This window comes from Pseudomonas sp. 910_23 (genome assembly GCF_052850795.1).
The window spans coordinates 38420-56765 of sequence record NZ_VXCZ01000017.1 but is presented as its reverse complement, the minus strand read 5'-3'; the positions used below and the strand labels follow the sequence as shown (position 1 = coordinate 56765).

Below are 18346 nucleotides of genomic sequence, written 5' to 3'. Positions count from 1 at the left end.
CAGAAGATGGGCTATCTGATAATAGATCTTCCCAAGGGGTCAAGCCCGAGCCTACTTTCCTGGCATCACTTATGGCGGAGCAATCTTGATGCGGGCAGTGGATTTCAATTCGGACATGGGCGAAAGCTTCGGCCCCTGGACTATCGGCGACGGCGTCGACGCAGAGCTGATGGCTCACATCAGCTCGGCCAATATCGCCACCGGCTTTCACGCCGGCGACCCCGGCACTATGCGCCGCACTGTCGAGCGCGCCAAGCAATTGGGCGTGGCTATCGGCGCTCATCCGGGTTTTCGCGACCTGGTGGGCTTCGGTCGTCGGCATATCCATGCACCGGCCCAGGAGCTGGTGGACGATATGCTCTACCAGCTTGGCGCGCTGCGTGAAATGGCCCGCGCCCAAGGCGCGACCTTGCAACATATCAAGCCCCACGGCGCGCTCTACATGCACCTGGCCCGCGATGAAGAGGCTGCGCGGCTATTGGTGCAAAACCTGCAAATCATCGAGCCGACGCTGTTGCTGTACTGCATGCCCAATTCGGTGATCTGGCGCATTGCCAAGGAACTGGGACAGCCGGTCGTGCGCGAGTTCTATGCCGACCGTGAGTACGATCTGAGCGGCTCCATCGTGTTCACCCGCAATGTGCGTGCACTGGACGCTGCCACCGTTGCAGCCCGTGTCCTGCGCGCTTGTCAGAGCGGGCTGGTACGTACCGTGGAAGGCGAAGACCTGGTGATTGAATTCGATTCCATCTGCCTGCACAGCGATACCCCTGGCGCGCTGGACTTGGTGCAAGCCACCCGCGAAGCGTTGGACCAGGCCGGTATTGAAGTCCGGCCCCCCCAATAAGAGCTGTACCTCACTTTTTTGCCTGCCTTTCTACAATGATTCCAAGAGGAACAGACATGGCTGAAACGTCCCCCATCCGCTACAGCTTCGGCGGTGATGAACACCTGTTTGCCGAGGTCAGCGACAGCATGTCCCTGGAGGCTTTTTTCAAGGGCATGGCGGTGACCCGCGCCGTGGAACGCCTGGCGCTGGAAGGCGTGCTGGATGTGTGCCTGGCCAATGCATCCTTCCAGATTCGCTTCGACCCCGACCGCATCGCGCCCCACGTGCTGCTCGACGCGGTGCAAAGCGCCGAAGCCCAGGCGGTGGCCGAGCGCACGCTGCACACGCGCATCATCGAGATCCCGGTGCTCTATAACGACCCCTGGACCCACGAAACCCTGATGCGTTTTCGTGACCGTCACCAGGACCCCGGCGGCACTGACCTTGAATACGCCGCCCGTATCAACGGCCTGGCCGACGTGGACGCGTTTATCGCCGCCCACAGTGGCGCACCCTGGTTTGTGTCGATGGTCGGCTTTGTCGCGGGGCTGCCGTTCATGTTCCAGATGGTCGAGCGCGAAAGGCAATTGCAGGTGCCCAAGTACCTGCGGCCGCGCACCGACACGCCGAAACTGACCCTGGGCCATGGCGGCTGCTTTGGGTGTATCTATTCGGTTCGCGGTGCCGGCGGTTACCAGATGTTCGGCGTGACCCCGGCACCGATCTACGACCCGCAGCAGCAGTTGGCCTACCTCAAGGAGCACATGGTGTTCTTCCGTCCTGGCGACATCGTGCAGTTCAAGCCGATGGACCGGGAGGCTTACGACCTGGCCGTCGCCGAAGTGGAAGCCGGGCGTTTCGATTTGCGCATTCGCCCGGTCGAATTTTCCCTCGATGCCTTTCTCGCCGATCCCATTGGCTATCCGCAAACCCTGCAGGAGGCGCTGGCATGATCAAGGTGCTCAAACCCGGCCTCGCCACCTCCGTGCAGGACCTGGGGCGCGAAGGTTATTACCACCTGGGCATTCCGCCATCGGGGGCGCTGGACCAATACGCGCTGAGTGCAGCCAACCATCTGGTCGGCAATCCAGTGGGCGTGGCTGGCCTGGAATGCACGCTGATCGGGCCTGAGCTGGAGTTCCAGCAAGACGCGCTGGTAGCGTTGAGCGGCGCCTTGATGTCGCCGCGCCTGGACGGCGAAGTGGTGCATCAGGACACCGCCTTCGCCGTGCGCGCTGGGCAGGTGCTGCGCTTTGAGTTTCCCGTGGCCGGCGCGCGGACTTACCTCGCCGTTGCCGGGGGCATCGATGTGCCGTTGGTGCTTGGCAGCCGCTCCACCTACACCCTTGGTGCTCTCGGTGGGTTTCACGGGCGGCGCTTGCAGGAGGGCGATCTGTTGCCTATCGGCACGGCCAGCGGTGCGGGGCGTGCGGGCAACAGCTTGCCGATGGCGTTGCGTCGTTCGGTGGGCGGTGATGTCACGTTGCGCGTAGTGCCGGGGCTGTACTACGAGCGCTTGACCGACGCGGCGAAAAGCAGCTTTTTTGCCGAACCGTGGACGGTGGGCTCCGAGGCCGATCGCATCGGCTATCGCTTCAAGGGCGGCAGCGCATTGAGCTTCCAGCCGCGGGAACAGCCGTTTGGCGCGGGCTCCGACCCCTCCAACATCGTCGACAGTTGCTACCCGATTGGTTCGATTCAGGTACCGGCGGGGTTGGAACCGATTGTGCTGCATCGCGATGCGGTGTCGGGCGGTGGCTACGCGATGATCGGCACGGTGATCAGCGCCGACCTGGACTTGATCGGGCAGATGCAGCCCAATCAGCGAGCGGGGTTCGTGGCGGTGACATTGGAGCAAGCGCTGGAAGCGCGGCGGGTCTACAAAAAGCGCCTGAAGGCCATGGCCGGACTCTTCACACCCTGAAGAAACACAAAACCAAATGTGGGAGGGGGCTTGCTCCCACATTTTGATTTTCTGTGTGTCAGAACAATTGGGTAAAAAGCCAGTAGAGGCTACCCGACAGTAAAATCGCCGCCGGCAAGGTCAACACCCACGCCATCAACAAATTGCGGATGGTCCTCATCTGCAACCCCCCGCCATTGGCGACCATGGTCCCGGCTACACCCGAGGACAATACATGGGTGGTCGACACCGGCAGCCCGAACATATCCGCCGCGCCGATGGTCAGCATCGCCACCGTTTCGGCCGAAGCGCCTTGAGCGTAAGTCAGGTGAGTCTTGCCGATTTTTTCGCCCACCGTCACCACGATGCGCTTCCAGCCGACCATGGTGCCCAGGCCAAGGGCAATGGCCACGGCGATCTTCACCCACAGCGGTATAAAGCGCGTGGCGTTGTCGATCTGTTGCTTGAACAGTTGCAGCTTACCCTGGGTGTCGGCGTCGAAGTTGCCGACCTTGCCTTTGTCCATCAGGCGGATGGTTTCGCTGGTCAGGTACATGTCGTTACGCACGTTGCCGACGGCTTCGGCCGGTACGGCGGCGAGGGAACCATAGCTTTTCACTTCTTCGCCGATATGGCCGGTGATGGCGGCGAGTGCGGGCACCAGTTCCGGCGTGGCCTCTTTGGTGCGAACGTAGGTCGACAAGGTGGCACGTGAATCGCCCGGTGCCGGCTGCGGCGCTGCTTTGACCAAGGCAGCCTGGGTCACTTCAGCGACGGCGGCAAATTGCAGCGACTGATCGGCAGGCATGGTGCGGTTCAGCGCGTAGGCCATCGGCAAGGTGCCCACCAGGATCAGCATGATCAGGCCCATGCCCTTTTGCCCATCGTTGGAACCGTGGGCGAACGACACGCCGGTGCAAGTAACAATCAGCATCCCGCGAATCCACCAGGGCGGCGGCGTGTCGCCTTTGGGTGCCTTGTACAGCGCGCGGTTTTTGACAAAGACGCGCAGGGCCAGCAACAGCAAGGCGGCAAACGCAAAGCCAATCAGCGGCGACAGCAACAAGGCATAACCAATCTTGATCGCCTGGCTCCAATCCACACCGCTGGTGCCGTCACGTCCGTGCATCAGGGCATTGGCTACGCCTACGCCAATGATCGAGCCGATCAGGGTATGAGACGACGAGGCTGGCAAGCCCAGCCACCAGGTGCCCAGGTTCCACAGGATCGCGGCGATCAGCAAGGCGAAGATCATGGAGAACCCGGCCGATGAACCGACCTGCAAAATCAGCTCCACCGGCAGCAGGGCAATGATGCCGAACGCCACCGCGCCACTGGAAAGCAACACGCCGAGGAAATTGAAAAAGCCCGACCACACCACCGCAAAATGCGGTGGCAGCGAGTTGGTGTAGATCACCGTCGCCACTGCGTTGGCGGTGTCATGGAAGCCGTTGACAAACTCAAACCCCAGAGCGATCAACAACGCCACGCCGAGCAATAGGAATGGCGTCCAGGTGGTGAGCTGGGCGCCCATTTCGTGCATGTCGTGCATCAGGCTGTAGGCGGTGAACAACAAGCCCATGGCGAGTACGGTGAAGAAGATGATTACCGTCAACAGGCCAGGTTTTGTGTCCAGACGGGGTTTGGGGCCAGCGGATGAAGCGTGGGTAGAGGCAGTCAGGGAAGGGGTGGCCATGCCGGAGCATCCAGGGTAAGGAGGATGTCATTCATAGTCGTTGCAGAATGTTACAAGGGGGCTGTCACAGGTCAGTGTTTATAGGATCGAGCGTGCCGCTGGTCAGTTATCTTTGCGCTTTCTAAACGTCCAGCATTCCATCCTCAAGGTCAATACATCTCGAAGGGCTTGCCTTGCAGTGCTTTGAGGTCTGATGTCCGGTTTCGTTAGTAATGTTACTTTCATGACCTCATGATACTCGTCTGTACCTGTTAGTTTTGACAGTAGATGAATGTCAGAAGGCATAGTTTAATCGAGGTGCAGGTCTAATTTTTTAATACTTAAAGGGTGAATGCGATGAGTTTTCCCAGTCTTCCGAAAATTGAAATTCCTCAAGGCTCCCCCAATCCGCACGGTGTCACCATCCAATTAGGGCATTTTGATACGTTGGAAGTTATTGTTCCTCCAATTACAATAGTCCCGCCTTTTGGGTTTATTACTGTCTCGGTTATTGTTGATGGAAAACCAGCCCAAGAGGCTTGGGTAGAGCCAGGGGATTCTGCCCCTGTTTCAATTGATATTCCGCCCTATGCGCTACGTTGCTGTTGGCAAACAATCGAATACTTGGTGACCACTGTCAATGGTACGGAGTATTCAGAAACGCTCAGGGTTCTCAATGACGGCGTGTAAGGTAATTGAGGCTGAGGTGAATGTTGAAGTGGGTAACGTACATGCGGCTGAAGATCGAAATATCGGTGGTTTGTGCTTAGGCATAGTTGTGTGAGTGATTCATTATGCTGCGGGCATTTTCAGGTTTTGAAGGGCGCCAACTTAGGTTGGTGCTCTTCTGTATTTTAACTCAGGTAGTTTACTTGTCTTCCAGTGTGGTGCTGCTTTGGGCGTCGAAATTTAATTAAAACCTGCTGTTTTAGGGCGGTTGCGCAAACTTTTAAGTCAATAGTCTTTGCGTTTGCGAAAGGCCCAACGCCCGGCAATCAAGGTAAAAGTCGCGACCAGCGCCACTAATATCCAGAAGCCTTCCGGGTCCTGGGACAGCGGCACTCCACCCACGTTCATGCCAAAAAAACCGGCAATGATATTGATCGGCAACGCCAGCACTGTCACCACAGTAAGGGTGAATAACGTGCGGTTGCTTTGCTCATTGAGGTTGGCGGCGATTTCCTCTTGCAACAGCTTGATGCGTTCGCCCAGGGCCGTCAGATCGTTGATGATCAACGCAAATTCCTCGGTGGATTTGCGCAACTCCTTCACGTCTTCCTTTTGCAGCCATTGCGGCGGACGGTTGAGCAGGCGTAACAGCGAGCCTGGCTCCAGCGCCAGCAGGCGTTGCAGGCGCACCAATACGCGGCGTGCAGCGCCCAGTTCGGCGCGGTTGGTAGACAGGCGTGAGGACAGCAACTGATCTTCGATATGGTCGACGCTGATACTGGTCTTGCGCACGATCTGGGTCAGCACTTCGCCTTGGTCGCGCAGTAAATGCACCAGCAGTTCCAGAGGCGAGCGAAAGTGTTCACCGGCTTTTACCGACGAGCGCAATTTGTCTACCGAATGCAGTGGTTGCAGGCGCGCACTGATCAGCAAGCGGCTGCGCGCGCACACCCACAGCGTGGAAATATCCGACGACACCATGCTGCTGAAGTTGAACACCACATCGTTGACCACCGCCAACAAGGCCGAGTCCACATGCTCGATGCGTGTGGAGCGCGAGCCTTCATGCAGCGCTTCAAAAAATTCCTCCGGCAGCGACAAATGCGCCTGCATCCAGCGCTCGCACGCGGCGTGGGCGAGGTTCAAGTGCAGCCACAGAAACTCTTCCGGATCTTGTGGCTGCTGCAAGGCGGCGAGGGCGGTGGCTGAGTCAATCTGCTGGCCTTTTTCGCCGGGGCGAAAGCGGAAACCGTAAAGCAGGCCAAACAGGTCGGGGTCCTGATGGGCGTGGTCGATGCTGTGATTCATGGCGGCTCGCAGAGAAAGGGCCTGTAGGACGTTTCACAGGTTCCTAGGCGAATCATTGCAAGGCTGTATGACGGTTATGTGACGGTTTGAGGCGCGCATAAAAAAACGCGCCACTCGAAGGTGGCGCGTTTTTTGGGAGATTTGACTCAAGTGTCGAGCTTGTCTGCGAGCACTGCGCCAGTTTTGGCGTCGAGCTTCACTTCGAATTGCTTGCCGGCAGTGTCGGTCAGTTCAACTTCGTAGACCAGGACGCCGCTATTGTTGTGGTCCAACTCGGTGTCATTGATAGTGGCGCCCGCGTGCTTGGCCAAGGCGGCAGCGTTGAGTTTGTCGAAAGGCATCACGGCGCCGGACTTGAGCAGGCCCTCGATATGATCCGGACGAACATCCGCCTGTGCCAGGCCGGCAGTCAGGGTCAAGGCAGTGGCGGCGAACAAAGCGGTCAAGGTTTTCATGGTGTGTGTCCTTCTTGGGTTGAGCTGTTTAAGTGGCGCCAGATTAACCGGCGCAACTTAACTCATCCTTAATGGCCCACTGACACCAACGCCCTTAGTACTTATGGTCGTTGAGCAGGTCCTGAACACTGGACGACGGCCAGCGTTTGTAGAACTTCAGCAGCTCGGCGGCACGGTTGGTGAAGATGCCATCGACGCCGGCCTTCATGACTTTCTCGAAATCCACCGGCTCATCCACGGTGTACACATGCACCAACAGGCCCTTGTCGTGGGTCAGCTTGTTCATTTCAGGCTTCACCAGGTCGGTGTAGCTCTGGTCGCCGTGGTCGGTCAGCTCAGCCGACGGGCCGGTGCCGATGGCGCCGAGGCTTTTGGCCTGGTCGACCCATTTTTCGAATTCGGCGGCGTCTTTCGGCTCTTGCTTGGCGTAGTAGGCAGCCTTGGTTGTTTCACCGGACTCGGCGAAGGTCACTTTGGATTTGGGCTCGATACTGCCTTCACCCACCCACAACAGCAGGATCTTCGGCGTGTTGGGCATTTCTTTCTGCAACTCTTGCAGGCTTGCAACTTCAAAGGTTTGCAGCACCACGCGGCCACGGCCTTGGCCGACGCCGGTGTTGCTCTTGCCCAGCTTGGAGCCGGCGGAACTCAGCCAGCCCTTGTCCAGCAGCTTGTTTTTCAGGTCGGCTTCGATCCCCGGGAACTGCTTGGGCTCCTTGGTCTCGATGTACAGGCCGGGTTTGTGCGAGGGGTTGCCTTCGGCGATCTTGATGATGTCGTCCAGGCTCAGGATCTTCAGGCCAACGAAGCCTGGGCGCGCGCGGTCTGGGTAGGCGGCGTTGAACCAGCTGCCGGCGTCGAGGGTTTGCAGTTCTTTCCAGGTGAACTCGTTGGCAGGCGCGTCTTTGCGCTCGGGGAACTTGGTGGCCACGTCGGTGGTGCGCTGCAGGTTGTTGTCGTGCAGGGCGAACAGCACGCCGTCCTTGCTGCGTTGCAGGTCCAGTTCCAGGTAGTCGGCCCCCAGGTCGCGTGCAACCTTGTAGGCGGCGGCGGTGGATTCAGGTGCGTCGTAGGAAGCACCACGGTGAGCGATCACGGCAGGGTAGGGTATGCCTTCGTTTGTCGCCAATTCAGCCGGGCTGACCGGGTCGGCAGCCTGTGCCTGGCCAAGGCCGAGCATCAACGCCAGCAGCAAGGCGCTCTTGGTAAACGTGACAGGCATATGCGAAGTCCTTTCGTGGAGGTAACTTTGAGAAGGTGTCCTTTTTAACAATTGATTGCGAAAGGCGCTATCACCAAACCGACATTAACGTGCGCGCGAGCCAATTTTGTCGTTTTTTTTGTGCTGCATTGCAGTATTCTTGGCCATAGCTGCCCCGTCAGAGGGCAGTATTTTTTGCCACGCGTGTAAACCATCTTTCCAGTCCCGATGGGACTTTTCAGTGAGGTTTACCATGCGCATCACTTCAGAACTTATCTGCCAGGCCGCCGACCAACTCCAGGGTTTTGTCGGCCTCAATCGCAAGACCGGCCAGTACATCGTGCGTTTCAGCGAAGATGCCTTCGGCATGGACGTGGCCGATGACGGCATCATCCCCACTGCCGAATTCGTCTGGCTACCGGCCGCCGACCACACCATGACCCTGTGCCGCGAACGCATACGGTTGCTGCTGGACCAGAACATCGATGACCGCATCAACATCACCGAACCGTTGCGGGTGTATATGCGCCGGGTGGAGATCCCGCAGATCAGTGCGTTGCGCAGTTTGGTGAGCTAGCCCGCAGCTTTTTCTGGTCGGTGAGGGTCAAATGAGGGTTAGTGTTTCAACGAGGGTAGGTGTACGCCCGCTCTACCTTGCATACCCGCGTGTGAAACGCTGTGTACCAAGTGGCCCGCCCTCGCTCACGCACCTGCCGATGCTCGGCCTGCTGTTTCCAGGCCAGGATCGCCGCTTCGCTGGTCCAGTAGGACACTGTGATCCCCAACCCATCTTCTCGCGCCGACTCCACCCCGAGAAACCCAGGTTGTTCCGCCGCCAGTGCCAGCATCCGCGAGGCGGCCTCGCCATAACCCTGGTCGCCATCGGTACGCAGTGAGCTGAAAATCACCGCGTAATAAGGCGGGGCCGGTGTCTTGGCGATCATACCAATGCCCCTCGACACGCTTTGAGCAGGGCCAGTGCCAAGGGCGGGGTGATGCCGTTCAGCGCAGCGCGTTCAGGCTGGAACAGGGTGGCGACGAAGAACGGATGGTCGAGCAACTCCACGGCGCGCAGATCGCCCGCTGAATCGTGGCCGGTGGGAATCAGGTTGCCTTCAAGCAGTGCGCCAGCAAACGTGGGGTTGATGCCGTAGCGGCATCGATAGCCTTCGTGGATATCCACGCTGGCGTAGGCTTGGGCAATACGGGTGTAAGGGGCCAGGCGCACGGTGTCGTTCACTTCTACCAGGGAGCAGCTCAGGGGCGTGATGACGGCGCGTTCAGCGTCTGGAGCCAACTCGCCATGCTCTGCATCGGCCCAACCCAGTACGTTGCGGGCATATTCCAATACAGCATGTTGAAAACCACCGCATGTGCCGAGGAAAGGGCGTCTTTGCTCGCGAGCAAAACGGATTGCCCGCAGTGCGCCCTCGGTGTCGCGATAGGGGCTGGCGGGGACGCACCAGAATCCGTCAAAACCGCGCAGGGCAGAGGTGCAGGTGAGTGTGTCGGTGTCGAGCCATTGCACCTGGACGCTCAGACCCAGGGCGGCGGCGGCCTGCTGTAGCGCCAGCGGGATAGCCTGGTGGGCGATCACATCAGGGTTGTAGTCGCCGACCAGGGCGAGGTGCAGGGCGGGGGCTGTCATCGTGTATGTCCCATGGCTTGTGGTGTGCTGATACCCACTATAAATTGGCGTTCGCGCAATCAATATTGGCATTTACGCACATGCTCAATGCAGCCACGCACTATCAACTTGACTACCCCGACCTGTCATTGATCCTTGCCCTGGTGCGTGGCGGCACCCTGGCGCGGGCAGCAGCGTTGCTGCGGGTGGACGTGTCTACGGTGTTCCGTGCGGTGCGGCGGTTGGAGTCGGCCCTGGGCCAGACCTTATTTGAAAAAAGCCGCGCCGGATACTTGCCCACCAGCCTGGCGAGCAACCTGGCGCAACAGGCCGAACGCGCAGAACTCGCATTGGAGGCTGCGCGCATTGGTGTGGAGCAGGGTGGAGAAGTGATCAGCGGCACCGTGCGCTTGACCTGCACCGACTCGGTGTTGCAAGGGTTGCTGCTGCCGGCCCTGGCGCAGTTCATGCCGGCCTATCCAGCACTGGTCCTGGAACTGAGCACGTCCAATGACTTCGCCAACCTCAGCCGTCGTGATGCGGATATTGCCCTGCGCCTGACCAGCAAACCGCCGGAGCATCTGGTCGGACGTTGCCTGGGAACTGTTGCGTACCAAGTGTACGCCAGTGCCGACTATGCTCATCGGCATGCAGGCCAGGCGCTGGCCGACCTGGCCTGGATCGCTCCGGACGACTTTTTGCCCGACCACCCCACGGTAGCCTGGCGCCGTGAACATTTGCCAGGTGTGCGTCCCAGTTATTGCTGCAACAGCATGCAGTCGGTGACTGAACTGGTGCGCGCCGGGTTGGGTGTGGCGGCGTTGCCGGATTTTCTAATGGGCGAAGGCTTGCAAGCACTGAGCCCTGCATTGGTAGGGCACGACACCGCGCTGTGGCTGTTGACGCGGCCTGATTGCCGGGCATTGCGCTCGGTGGTGACGCTGTTTGATGAACTGGGGCTGCATGTGCGCGGGCTGCGAGGTTAGGTTTTACGCACAAACTGTTCATGCATTTCACACGTCAGGGTCTCGATGCGCTCGGTCAGTTGCTTGGTCATTTCCGTCAGCCGGGTATTCTGCTCCAGCAGTTCCATCAATTGCTTGGTGGTCTGGGCCGCCTGGGCCTGGCGTTCGGTGTTGGCGGTGGCGAGGGCTTCGCGATGCTGTGCGTCGGCGTCGGACTGAGCTTTATCCCGCGCAGCCTGGCGCGTCTGGGCCAGCAGGATCAGCGGCGCGGCATAAGCCGATTGCAGGCTGAAGGCCAGGTTGAGCAGGATGAACGGGTAGACGTCGAAGTGGGTGACGCCGGTCATATTCAGCACCACCCACAACACGACGATCGCGGTTTGTGCGCCCAGGAAGGTCGGGGTACCAAAAAAGCGTGCGAAGGCCTCGGCTTTGAGGGCAAAGGTGTCGTTGCCAAAGGTCGGCGCCAGGTGCGCGTGACCACGGTGGAAACGCAAGTGGTCGGTGGGGGCGGATTCGGGTTTGTCTGGGGTCATGGCGGGCTCGAGTGCTTAGCGTAAAGACAACCAACACTATAGACCGAGCCCACCAGCCACCGACATGAAGAACCGGTCAGCGATTGCCCCGGTCGTTGGCGAACGCGCTCACCGCCTGGACCGCTTCGCCGGTGCCTTCGCGAATCTGCAGGATCACTGTGCCCGCCTGGTTGGCCAGTTCTACGCCGTGGGCGGCACGGTCGCGGGTGGCGTCCATGCTGTCGATGGCTTGGCGGGTTTCGTCCTGGATCATGGCGATCATGCCGGAAATTTCGGCGGTGGATCCGCTGGTGCGCGCCGCCAACTGCCGCACTTCATCGGCAACCACGGCAAAGCCACGGCCCTGCTCGCCGGCGCGTGCGGCTTCGATGGCGGCGTTGAGAGCCAGCAGGTTGGTCTGGTCGGCGATGCCGCGAATGGTGTTGACGATGGCGGTGATCTGCTGCGAGCGCTCGCCGAGCTTGGCGATCAGTTGCGAGGATGTGTCGATATCCCGAGCAATTTCGCGCATACCGGTGGCGGTTTTCTGGATCACTTCGGCGCCTTTTTCGGCCATCTCCTGGGTGCTCAATGACAGGTGATAAGCCTGGGCCGCGCTCTGCGCCTCGGTGGCATGTTGTTGTACCCGGGCGGTAACATCGGAGGCGAACTTCACCACTTTGCACAGGCGCCCGCTGGCGTCGTACACCGGGTTGTAGTTGGCTTCCAGCCACACCACCTGGCCGTTTTTATCCACCCGCTCGAACTGGCCATTGAACAGCTCGCCCTGGTTCAAGCGTTTCCAGAACTCGCTGTAGGCTGCACTGTTGGCCAGTTCGGGTGTGCAGAACAGGCGGTGATGCTTGCCCTGGATCTGCGTCAGGCTGTACCCCATGCGCTGCAGGAAGTTTGCGTTGGCTGTGATAATGGTGCCATCGAGGTTGAACTCGATCATCGCCATGGCGCGGTCGATGGCTTGCAGCTTGGCGTTGGCTTCACTTTCAGCTTGCAGGCGTGGGGTGACATCCATGGCGTACTTCACCACTTTGGTCACGTGACCGGCTTCATCGCGTACCGGGTTGTAGCTGGCTTCCAGCCACACCGAATCACCCTTGGCACCCACCCGCTCAAAGGTGCCTGACTGAAATTGGCCGTTGCGCAGCTGCGTCCACAGTTGGTTGTACTCGGCGCTGCGGGCGAACGCGGGGGTGCAGAACATCCGGTGGGACTGGCCCAGGACCTGTTCGGCGCGGTAACCCATGGTCTTGAAGAAGTTCTCATTGGCCCGCAGCACAGTGCCTTGCAGGTCGAATTCGATGACGGCCATGGAGCGCTCGATGGCATCCAGCAGGCTGGCCTGTTGGGCAATGCTGTGTTGCAGGGTGCTGATGGTTTTCTTGTGGGTGTTAAATAGCATGTTAGAGGGCTCGGGCATGCAAGCATATGCGGTATCCATGTATTTGCGCCTGACCCCGTAGGGCCCCAGGCCTTACGGTTGACTTGCTCATTGCCAGCTTCCTGATGCTGACAGAGGGGGTGGAACAAGGGGTTCAGAGTGATCGGCCGGCCCAGAAGTTCGCTGCTTGAGCAGGGGCATTTTCGGGTAGCCGACCAATGGCGGCATTATGCTATTGCGGCAGGCCCGCCGACGAAGATTCGGACGAGGTGTTATCAGACAACTGCGGCTGAACAGGCGATCTTCGATCGCTGGTCCTGACGCGGTTGCGGCCGCTGTTCTTGGCAGCGTACAGCGCGCGATCCGCAGCGTTGAGCCACATGACCGCATCCTTGAAGGCCGGTTGAAAATCCGCCAGGCCGATGCTCAGGCTCACGCGTAATTCGGGGATCTGCGCAGTGCGGTAGCTACTGAATTTTTCGCGCATCTGTTCCATGAGTCGCGCAGCATCTTGCAAGGGCATTTTCGGAAGGATCACACAGAACTCGTCACCTCCGTAGCGGCCGGCGAGGTCTTCTTCGCGCAGGTGCTGGCGTAATTCCTGGCTCAACTGGCGCAGTACCGCATCCCCGACGGTATGGCCGTGCATATCGTTGATACGCTTGAAGTGGTCGATATCGATCAGGGCAATGGTCGCCTGGCTTTGTTGCTGTTGGCACTTATGGAACTTGAGGTTCAGCAGGTCTTTCCATGAGCCATGGTTGAGCAGGCCGGTCAGGCTGTCGATACGGCTCAGGGCGCTGAGGGCGCGTTTATGTTGCGACAGTTTGATTGCCAACTGATAACAGACCATGCCGATGGCCATCGGGTAGAGCGTCAGCATCGGCAAGCAGGTGTAGACCTCGGAAAGGCTGACGCTGGAATCGAACTTGACCCCGAACAGGCTCCAGGCTATCGCGATGCCGGCGGCTTGTGCGAGCAGCCCATGCAGGAGCAAGCGTGTGCCACCGGCAGCGACGTTATTCATGGCCATCATCGAAAGAATGGTGACGGCCGTCAGTGGCGAAAACTGGGTGGCCGCTGCCCAGAAACCGCCCGACAATGAGTCATACAGCAGGTTGCGCCGTTCGGCCTGATAGGGAAACGGCGAATGGGTCGAGATCAGATAAGCCACGTGCGGCCAGGCAAGGCCATTGAACAACAACAACGCCCATACCCAGCCTGGCATTGACAAGGGATACAACGCGCCGATTACGCTGATGCTACCGATACCCAGGCCGATGATCCTTGGCTTGTAGATACGTCTGGCAAATGAAAGCCCTTTGCCTCGTCTGTTTTCCATAGTGTCCTGGGTCAGCTGTTTTTTGTTTTTGCAGGTGCGACAGCGTGCGTCAACGGTCGGCGTCGATGATCGGATAATAGCGGCCGATATTGTCGATTATTCCTGTAGGAATAATCAGTGTCCTTTCAGGCCATTTGCGCAAAACAGCGGGTGAATGCGCCAAAAGCGACCTTTAATGTCGCCCCGGCAACAGGTCCTGATGCAGGGGCGGGGTGCGCACTTCGTAGCCAGCGAGGAACAGGTCGATTGCAGATTCGATGACGTTGGCCTGGGCGGCCACATCGAGGGTGGGCTGGCCGAGCGTGATTTGCGGCCAGAAGGCAAAGGCCTTGAGCAGGCTCTGGATCTGGTGAGCCGCGAAAGCTGGATCGGTACAGTTGAGGCGGCCGTCTTCCTGGGCAGCGCGCACCCATTGGGTAAAACCTTCTTCCCGTGCGCTGAGGCGATTGACCATATCTTGCGCACGTTCGGGCGAATGGATGGTGGCAGCAATGGCCACGCGTGCCAGGTCGAGGAAGTTGGCGTCCGACATCATCTTCATTTTTGCTTCCAGCAACTTGCGCAGTTGATCGCGCAGCGGCTGGTCGCTGGCGTAGTTCACGTCCAGTTGGGCAACGCTGCTGGCCCACAGTTGGCTCAGGATCTCGGCGAACAGCTCTTCCTTGCTGGGGAAGTGGTTGTACACCGTGCGCTTGGAAACGCCGGCGGTGGCGGCAACTTTGTCCATGCTGGTGACCTCGAAACCGTTCTCGCGAAATTCGGCAATCGCCGCCGCCACGATGGCGTCGCGTTTACGCTCGGTGAGGCGCTTGGGGGCAGTCATGGATGGCATTCGACTCAATCAGGAAATTACACTCAGCAGTTTACTTGCTCCGGATTTTGTTGCAATCTAGAAACTACACTGTGCAGTGTAATTCTTCTTCGTACTGTAGGAGTCACTCGGTAATGGCCACGATTTCAACCCGTGTCGACCCTGCGCCTGCAGCGCTCCAGCCTGCCGGGCAGGACCAGGGGCACTTCACCAATGACGCCCCGGTGCAACACGGCGGTTTTGGCAAAACCTTGCGCATTTTCTGGAACATGCTGTTCAACAAACCACGCACTACGCGGCCAGTGGGGCCGATCCCGGTGCAGCCACTGACACGCGAGCAGTTGTTGGCGGCACCCGACCACACGGTGTTCCGCCTTGGGCATTCGACGGTACTGCTGAAGATGCGCGGTAAATTCTGGGTCACCGATCCGGTATTCGCCGAGCGCGCGTCACCGTTCAGTTGGGCAGGCCCCAAGCGTTTCCACGCCCCACCTATCAGCCTTGAAGCGTTGCCACCGCTGGAGGCGGTGATTCTTTCCCACAACCACTATGACCATCTTGACCACGAGGCTGTGGTGCAACTGGCTGGTAAGACCCGCTACTTCCTGGCGCCCCTGGGCGTGGGCGAGACGCTGATCAAATGGGGGATCGATGCCAATAAAGTCCGTCAGCTGGATTGGTGGCAGGGCACGGAAGTCGATGGCATTCGTTTTATCGCTACCCCGGCACAGCATTTTTCCGGACGCGGCCTGTTTGATAGCAACCAGACCCTGTGGTGTTCCTGGGTGATGATCGACGATGCGCGGCGCATCTTCTTCAGTGGCGACACTGGCTATTTCGATGGTTTCAAGCGCATTGGCGAGCAGTATGGCCCGTTTGACCTGACCCTGATGGAGACCGGCGCCTACAACGTCGATTGGCCCCATGTGCACATGCAACCGGAGCAAACCTTGCAGGCGCATATCGATCTCAAAGGGCGCTGGTTGTTGCCCATTCACAACGGCACCTTCGATCTGGCATTCCATGCCTGGCACGAACCCTTCGACCGCATCATGGCCCTGGCCTGGGAGCGCAATGTATCGATCACCACCCCGGCGATGGGGCAGGCGTTTCGCTTGAACCAGCCCGAGCGCGGCCATGCGTGGTGGTTGGAGGTGGAGACTGAGGGTACGCAGGAGCGCCTCGCCAGCTGACAGCAATGGCCGCGGAAAAAGGAGTTTTCAAGCTGTTTCAAGGCTGCGACAGGCGCCAGTCAAGGGTGCGATGATCTCCGAGAATCTATTTTCGGGGTAGTTCCGATGGAAAGTGAATGTAGCAAATATTGGCGAGTCGGCATGGCGTGCCCATCCAAGCAATTGGCGCCGGGGCTCGAGGAGCCCGCTGCGAGTATCCATCCTGCTACTGGCCCTACAAACTCACGCAGCATCGCTTTTGGTGCCGATCCTGCTTTGGCCACCAGCATACCAATCCCCGGCTATAACGCACCGGCTCTTCCCCTGAAACCTACGCGCGATCCCTCGTTGTCGTTGATTGCCTTGAGCGGCCTGGAGCCCTCAGGGCCGGTGATGGTCGAGGTGCCGCTGGTACAGAACAACAGCACTTTCAGCGCTGCCTCGACGTTGAGCGGCAGGCGCGTGGGGTTCGCCCAGCGGTGGGGGCATGATCAAACACCGATCGAACACGGGGTGGCATTCTTGCGCGCGTTGGATGTTCTGCGCCGGGCCGGAACCAACTTGGTGCCGGTGCCTGCGCGCCACGCCGATGATCCGCGCTCTGGCGGCAATGAAATCGATGAGCTTGTGCGCACGTACCAACTGGACGCTCTGGTGACCGATAGCCATAACGCCGCCTTCCAAGACGCATGCTGGAGTGGCTACCCAAGGCTTAACGAACCGCTTGAGGATGGTGCAGTGTTGTGGTTCTACGGTGCGCGGTGGTCGAAGGATTCGCTTACGGCACTCGTACTGGGGTACCGCAGTGCTCGACGTCTTGTGGGAGTACAGGAGGTGCTGAACAATCCAACTGGATGAACTACCGATGTCGCGCTTCTTGGCGGGAGGGGAGTTTTTAGACTGGCGCCTGGATCAATCGGGATCCTTCGCCATTTCTTCCTCTCGCAGGAGATGTTTCATGTTTGGTATTGGCTCTGGTGTAAGTTTTTTTGTTAACTACTCGCATAACACTTTACCTGTTCAATCGTCGCCAGCGATTTCAAAACCGATCCCCGCCGGGACGGAATATGCCAGTGTGTGCGAACTGGCTGAGCAGATGTCGCGACCGGGGGGCATCACCTCGCAAGGGCTGGTCAATTATTTGCAGGAGCGCATTCGCACGCTGGATCCGCAACTGAGTTCTGTTATTGAACTCAACCCCCAAGCGCTTGAAAGCGCCCGCACGCTGGACCAGGAACGGGCCAATGGCAGGGTGCGCGGACCACTGCACGGAATACCTATCTTGCTCAAAGACACCATTGAGACTGCAGGCATGCAAACCAGTGCAGGTGCCTTTGCTCTGGTAGGGGAGGCGGCGGGTAAAAACGCTCCATTAGTTGAATACCTGATCAGCCAGGGCGCCGTGATTCTCGGTAAAACCAACATGACGGAGCTGGCCGGTTTTCGCGGCGCTCCCGATGGCTGGAGTACCCGCGGTGGTCAGACTCGCAACCCACATCATCCGGACGCGCAGGTGGGTGGCTCCAGTTCCGGCTCGGCCGCAGCTGTCGCCGCAGGGTTGGCCCCCTTGGCGGTGGGGGCCGAAACCAACGGCTCGATCATCGTGCCCGCAGCATTCAATGGTGTGGTTGGGCTCAAGCCCAGCGTCGGTTTGTTGGACCGCAATGGCATTATCCCGGCTAGCCAGCACCAGGACACACCGGGCCCGATGGCACGGTCGGTGTTCGATGCGGCGCTGATGCTCAACGCCATGTCTGGCCGCGACCTCCACGATCCGGCGAGCGTGGGCGCTCCAGAAGGGGTTGATTACACGCAGTTATTGGTACCTGGTGCGTTGAAGGGCAAGCGTATTGGATATCCCAAGACGTTTTCTGCAAACGGTGAAGTTCAGGCTGTGGAAAATAGTGCGCAATTCAGCAAAGCACTGGAGGTGCTTGAGGCACAAGGGGCGGTTTTAGTGCCGATTAACCTGCGTATGGCAGATGAGTCACGCTATGAAGAACTGTTGTTATCGGATGTAAACGAAGAGTTGAATGGCTACTTGGCCAAGCGCACGGGATTGCCAGTCAAGTCACTGGCTGAGCTGATCAAGTTCAACGAAGACCGTGACGGCACGGATACCGATCATCAGCCCCTGCTCAAGCAGATCAATGCCTCCACACTGGCGCCAGAACAGCGCGAAAGGGCGTGGGAAAAACTGATCGAGGATTTTCGCAGCAGCGTGGATGAGCCGATCAAGACTTATAAACTGGACGCCATAGTGTCGGATTTTGATACCAACAGTTACTTCGGCGTAGCAGCGGCCGGCTACCCAGGTATCACCGTACCCTCCGGCACGAACGAAGACGGTTTACCCACGGCCGCCCACTTCTTCGGCACCCGTTGGAGCGAGCCCACGTTGTTGGCGGTGGCCCACGGGTATGAGCAGGCCGCACAAACGGCAACCAAGCCTGGGCTTTGATCGGTCAGGTCATTTTG

General features: G+C 59.1%; 19 protein-coding genes. 9 read left to right on the top strand and 10 right to left on the bottom strand.

What is annotated here, in order from left to right; translation table 11 throughout:
• The first annotated feature begins 88 nt into the window (after positions 1-88).
• Genes FW800_RS19845 through FW800_RS19835 form a run of 3 tightly spaced genes read left to right on the top strand, consistent with a single transcriptional unit; the run spans position 89 to position 2753 of the window.
• The gene (locus FW800_RS19845; protein WP_446438290.1) at positions 89-847 is read left to right on the top strand and encodes a 5-oxoprolinase subunit PxpA; all 759 of its coding nucleotides are present in this window, start codon (positions 89-91) and stop codon (positions 845-847) included.
• A 56-nt stretch (positions 848-903) separates the two neighbouring features.
• Positions 904-1782, top strand: a complete 879-nt coding sequence (locus tag FW800_RS19840) for a 5-oxoprolinase subunit B family protein (RefSeq protein WP_032879798.1) — start codon at positions 904-906, stop codon at positions 1780-1782.
• The gene (locus FW800_RS19835) at positions 1779-2753 is read left to right on the top strand and encodes a 5-oxoprolinase subunit C family protein (RefSeq protein ID WP_446438289.1); all 975 of its coding nucleotides are present in this window, start codon (positions 1779-1781) and stop codon (positions 2751-2753) included. The genes FW800_RS19840 and FW800_RS19835 overlap by 4 nt, the downstream gene beginning before the upstream one ends.
• Before the next feature lie 58 nt (positions 2754-2811).
• Here the strand turns inward: FW800_RS19835 and FW800_RS19830 are convergent, their stop codons facing one another.
• Positions 2812-4428, bottom strand: coding sequence for an inorganic phosphate transporter (locus FW800_RS19830; RefSeq protein ID WP_446438288.1), 1617 nt, complete (start codon positions 4426-4428; stop codon positions 2812-2814).
• A gap of 336 nt (positions 4429-4764) precedes the next feature.
• Between FW800_RS19830 and FW800_RS19825 the strand changes: the two genes are divergently transcribed.
• Positions 4765-5097, top strand: a complete 333-nt coding sequence (locus FW800_RS19825; RefSeq protein ID WP_446438287.1) for a hypothetical protein — start codon at positions 4765-4767, stop codon at positions 5095-5097.
• 264 nt (positions 5098-5361) lie between these two features.
• On the opposite strand, the gene FW800_RS19820 is transcribed toward FW800_RS19825, so the two are convergent.
• From FW800_RS19820 to FW800_RS19810, 3 genes are all read right to left on the bottom strand, one after another.
• Positions 5362-6384 (bottom strand): transporter, encoded by a 1023-nt coding sequence (locus FW800_RS19820; protein WP_032879801.1) that lies wholly within the window; start codon positions 6382-6384, stop codon positions 5362-5364.
• 146 nt (positions 6385-6530) lie between these two features.
• Positions 6531-6839, bottom strand: coding sequence for a PepSY domain-containing protein (locus tag FW800_RS19815; protein ID WP_122733677.1), 309 nt, complete (start codon positions 6837-6839; stop codon positions 6531-6533).
• A gap of 94 nt (positions 6840-6933) precedes the next feature.
• A complete protein-coding gene (locus FW800_RS19810) occupies positions 6934-8061 on the bottom strand; it encodes a glycerophosphodiester phosphodiesterase (RefSeq protein WP_032879803.1) in 1128 nt (375 codons plus the stop codon).
• Positions 8062-8293: 232 nt separating this feature from the next.
• On the opposite strand from FW800_RS19810, the gene FW800_RS19805 reads away from it, so the two are divergent.
• On the top strand, positions 8294-8617 hold the full coding sequence (locus tag FW800_RS19805; protein ID WP_078822129.1) for a DUF2025 family protein: 324 nt from the start codon (positions 8294-8296) through the stop codon (positions 8615-8617).
• A gap of 46 nt (positions 8618-8663) precedes the next feature.
• Here FW800_RS19805 and FW800_RS19800 read toward each other — a convergent pair whose 3' ends face one another.
• On the bottom strand, positions 8664-8984 hold the full coding sequence (locus FW800_RS19800; RefSeq protein ID WP_446438286.1) for an antibiotic biosynthesis monooxygenase family protein: 321 nt from the start codon (positions 8982-8984) through the stop codon (positions 8664-8666).
• Positions 8981-9688 (bottom strand): CTP synthase C-terminal region-related (seleno)protein, encoded by a 708-nt coding sequence (locus FW800_RS19795; RefSeq protein WP_446438285.1) that lies wholly within the window; start codon positions 9686-9688, stop codon positions 8981-8983. Before FW800_RS19795 ends, FW800_RS19800 begins: the two co-directional genes overlap by 4 nt.
• An 80-nt stretch (positions 9689-9768) precedes the next feature.
• On the opposite strand from FW800_RS19795, the gene FW800_RS19790 reads away from it, so the two are divergent.
• On the top strand, positions 9769-10653 hold the full coding sequence (locus FW800_RS19790) for a LysR family transcriptional regulator (protein WP_446438284.1): 885 nt from the start codon (positions 9769-9771) through the stop codon (positions 10651-10653).
• On the opposite strand, the gene FW800_RS19785 is transcribed toward FW800_RS19790, so the two are convergent.
• The 4 genes from FW800_RS19785 to FW800_RS19770 all read right to left on the bottom strand — a co-directional run bounded on the left by FW800_RS19785 (position 10650) and on the right by FW800_RS19770 (position 14708).
• Positions 10650-11168: a DUF1003 domain-containing protein gene (locus FW800_RS19785; protein ID WP_446438283.1), complete on the bottom strand. Its 519-nt coding sequence runs from the start codon at positions 11166-11168 to the stop codon at positions 10650-10652. The two genes, FW800_RS19790 and FW800_RS19785, sit on opposite strands and share 4 nt — an antisense overlap.
• A 76-nt stretch (positions 11169-11244) precedes the next feature.
• Positions 11245-12564, bottom strand: coding sequence for a methyl-accepting chemotaxis protein (locus tag FW800_RS19780; RefSeq protein ID WP_078822126.1), 1320 nt, complete (start codon positions 12562-12564; stop codon positions 11245-11247).
• Positions 12565-12775: 211 nt separating this feature from the next.
• Positions 12776-13885, bottom strand: coding sequence for a diguanylate cyclase (locus FW800_RS19775; protein ID WP_248133389.1), 1110 nt, complete (start codon positions 13883-13885; stop codon positions 12776-12778).
• Positions 13886-14057: 172 nt separating this feature from the next.
• Positions 14058-14708 carry a TetR/AcrR family transcriptional regulator gene (locus FW800_RS19770; protein ID WP_032879809.1) on the bottom strand — a complete coding sequence of 217 codons (651 nt, stop codon included), beginning with the start codon at positions 14706-14708 and terminating at the stop codon, positions 14058-14060.
• A 122-nt stretch (positions 14709-14830) separates the two neighbouring features.
• Here FW800_RS19770 and FW800_RS19765 point away from each other — a divergent pair, with 122 nt between their 5' ends.
• From FW800_RS19765 to FW800_RS19755, 3 genes are all read left to right on the top strand, one after another.
• A complete protein-coding gene (locus FW800_RS19765) occupies positions 14831-15889 on the top strand; it encodes an MBL fold metallo-hydrolase (RefSeq protein WP_078822123.1) in 1059 nt (352 codons plus the stop codon).
• Positions 15890-16216: 327 nt separating this feature from the next.
• Positions 16217-16726: a hypothetical protein gene (locus FW800_RS19760; RefSeq protein ID WP_446438282.1), complete on the top strand. Its 510-nt coding sequence runs from the start codon at positions 16217-16219 to the stop codon at positions 16724-16726.
• A 100-nt stretch (positions 16727-16826) separates the two neighbouring features.
• On the top strand, positions 16827-18329 hold the full coding sequence (locus FW800_RS19755; protein WP_446438281.1) for an amidase family protein: 1503 nt from the start codon (positions 16827-16829) through the stop codon (positions 18327-18329).
• Positions 18330-18346: the final 17 nt, after the last annotated feature.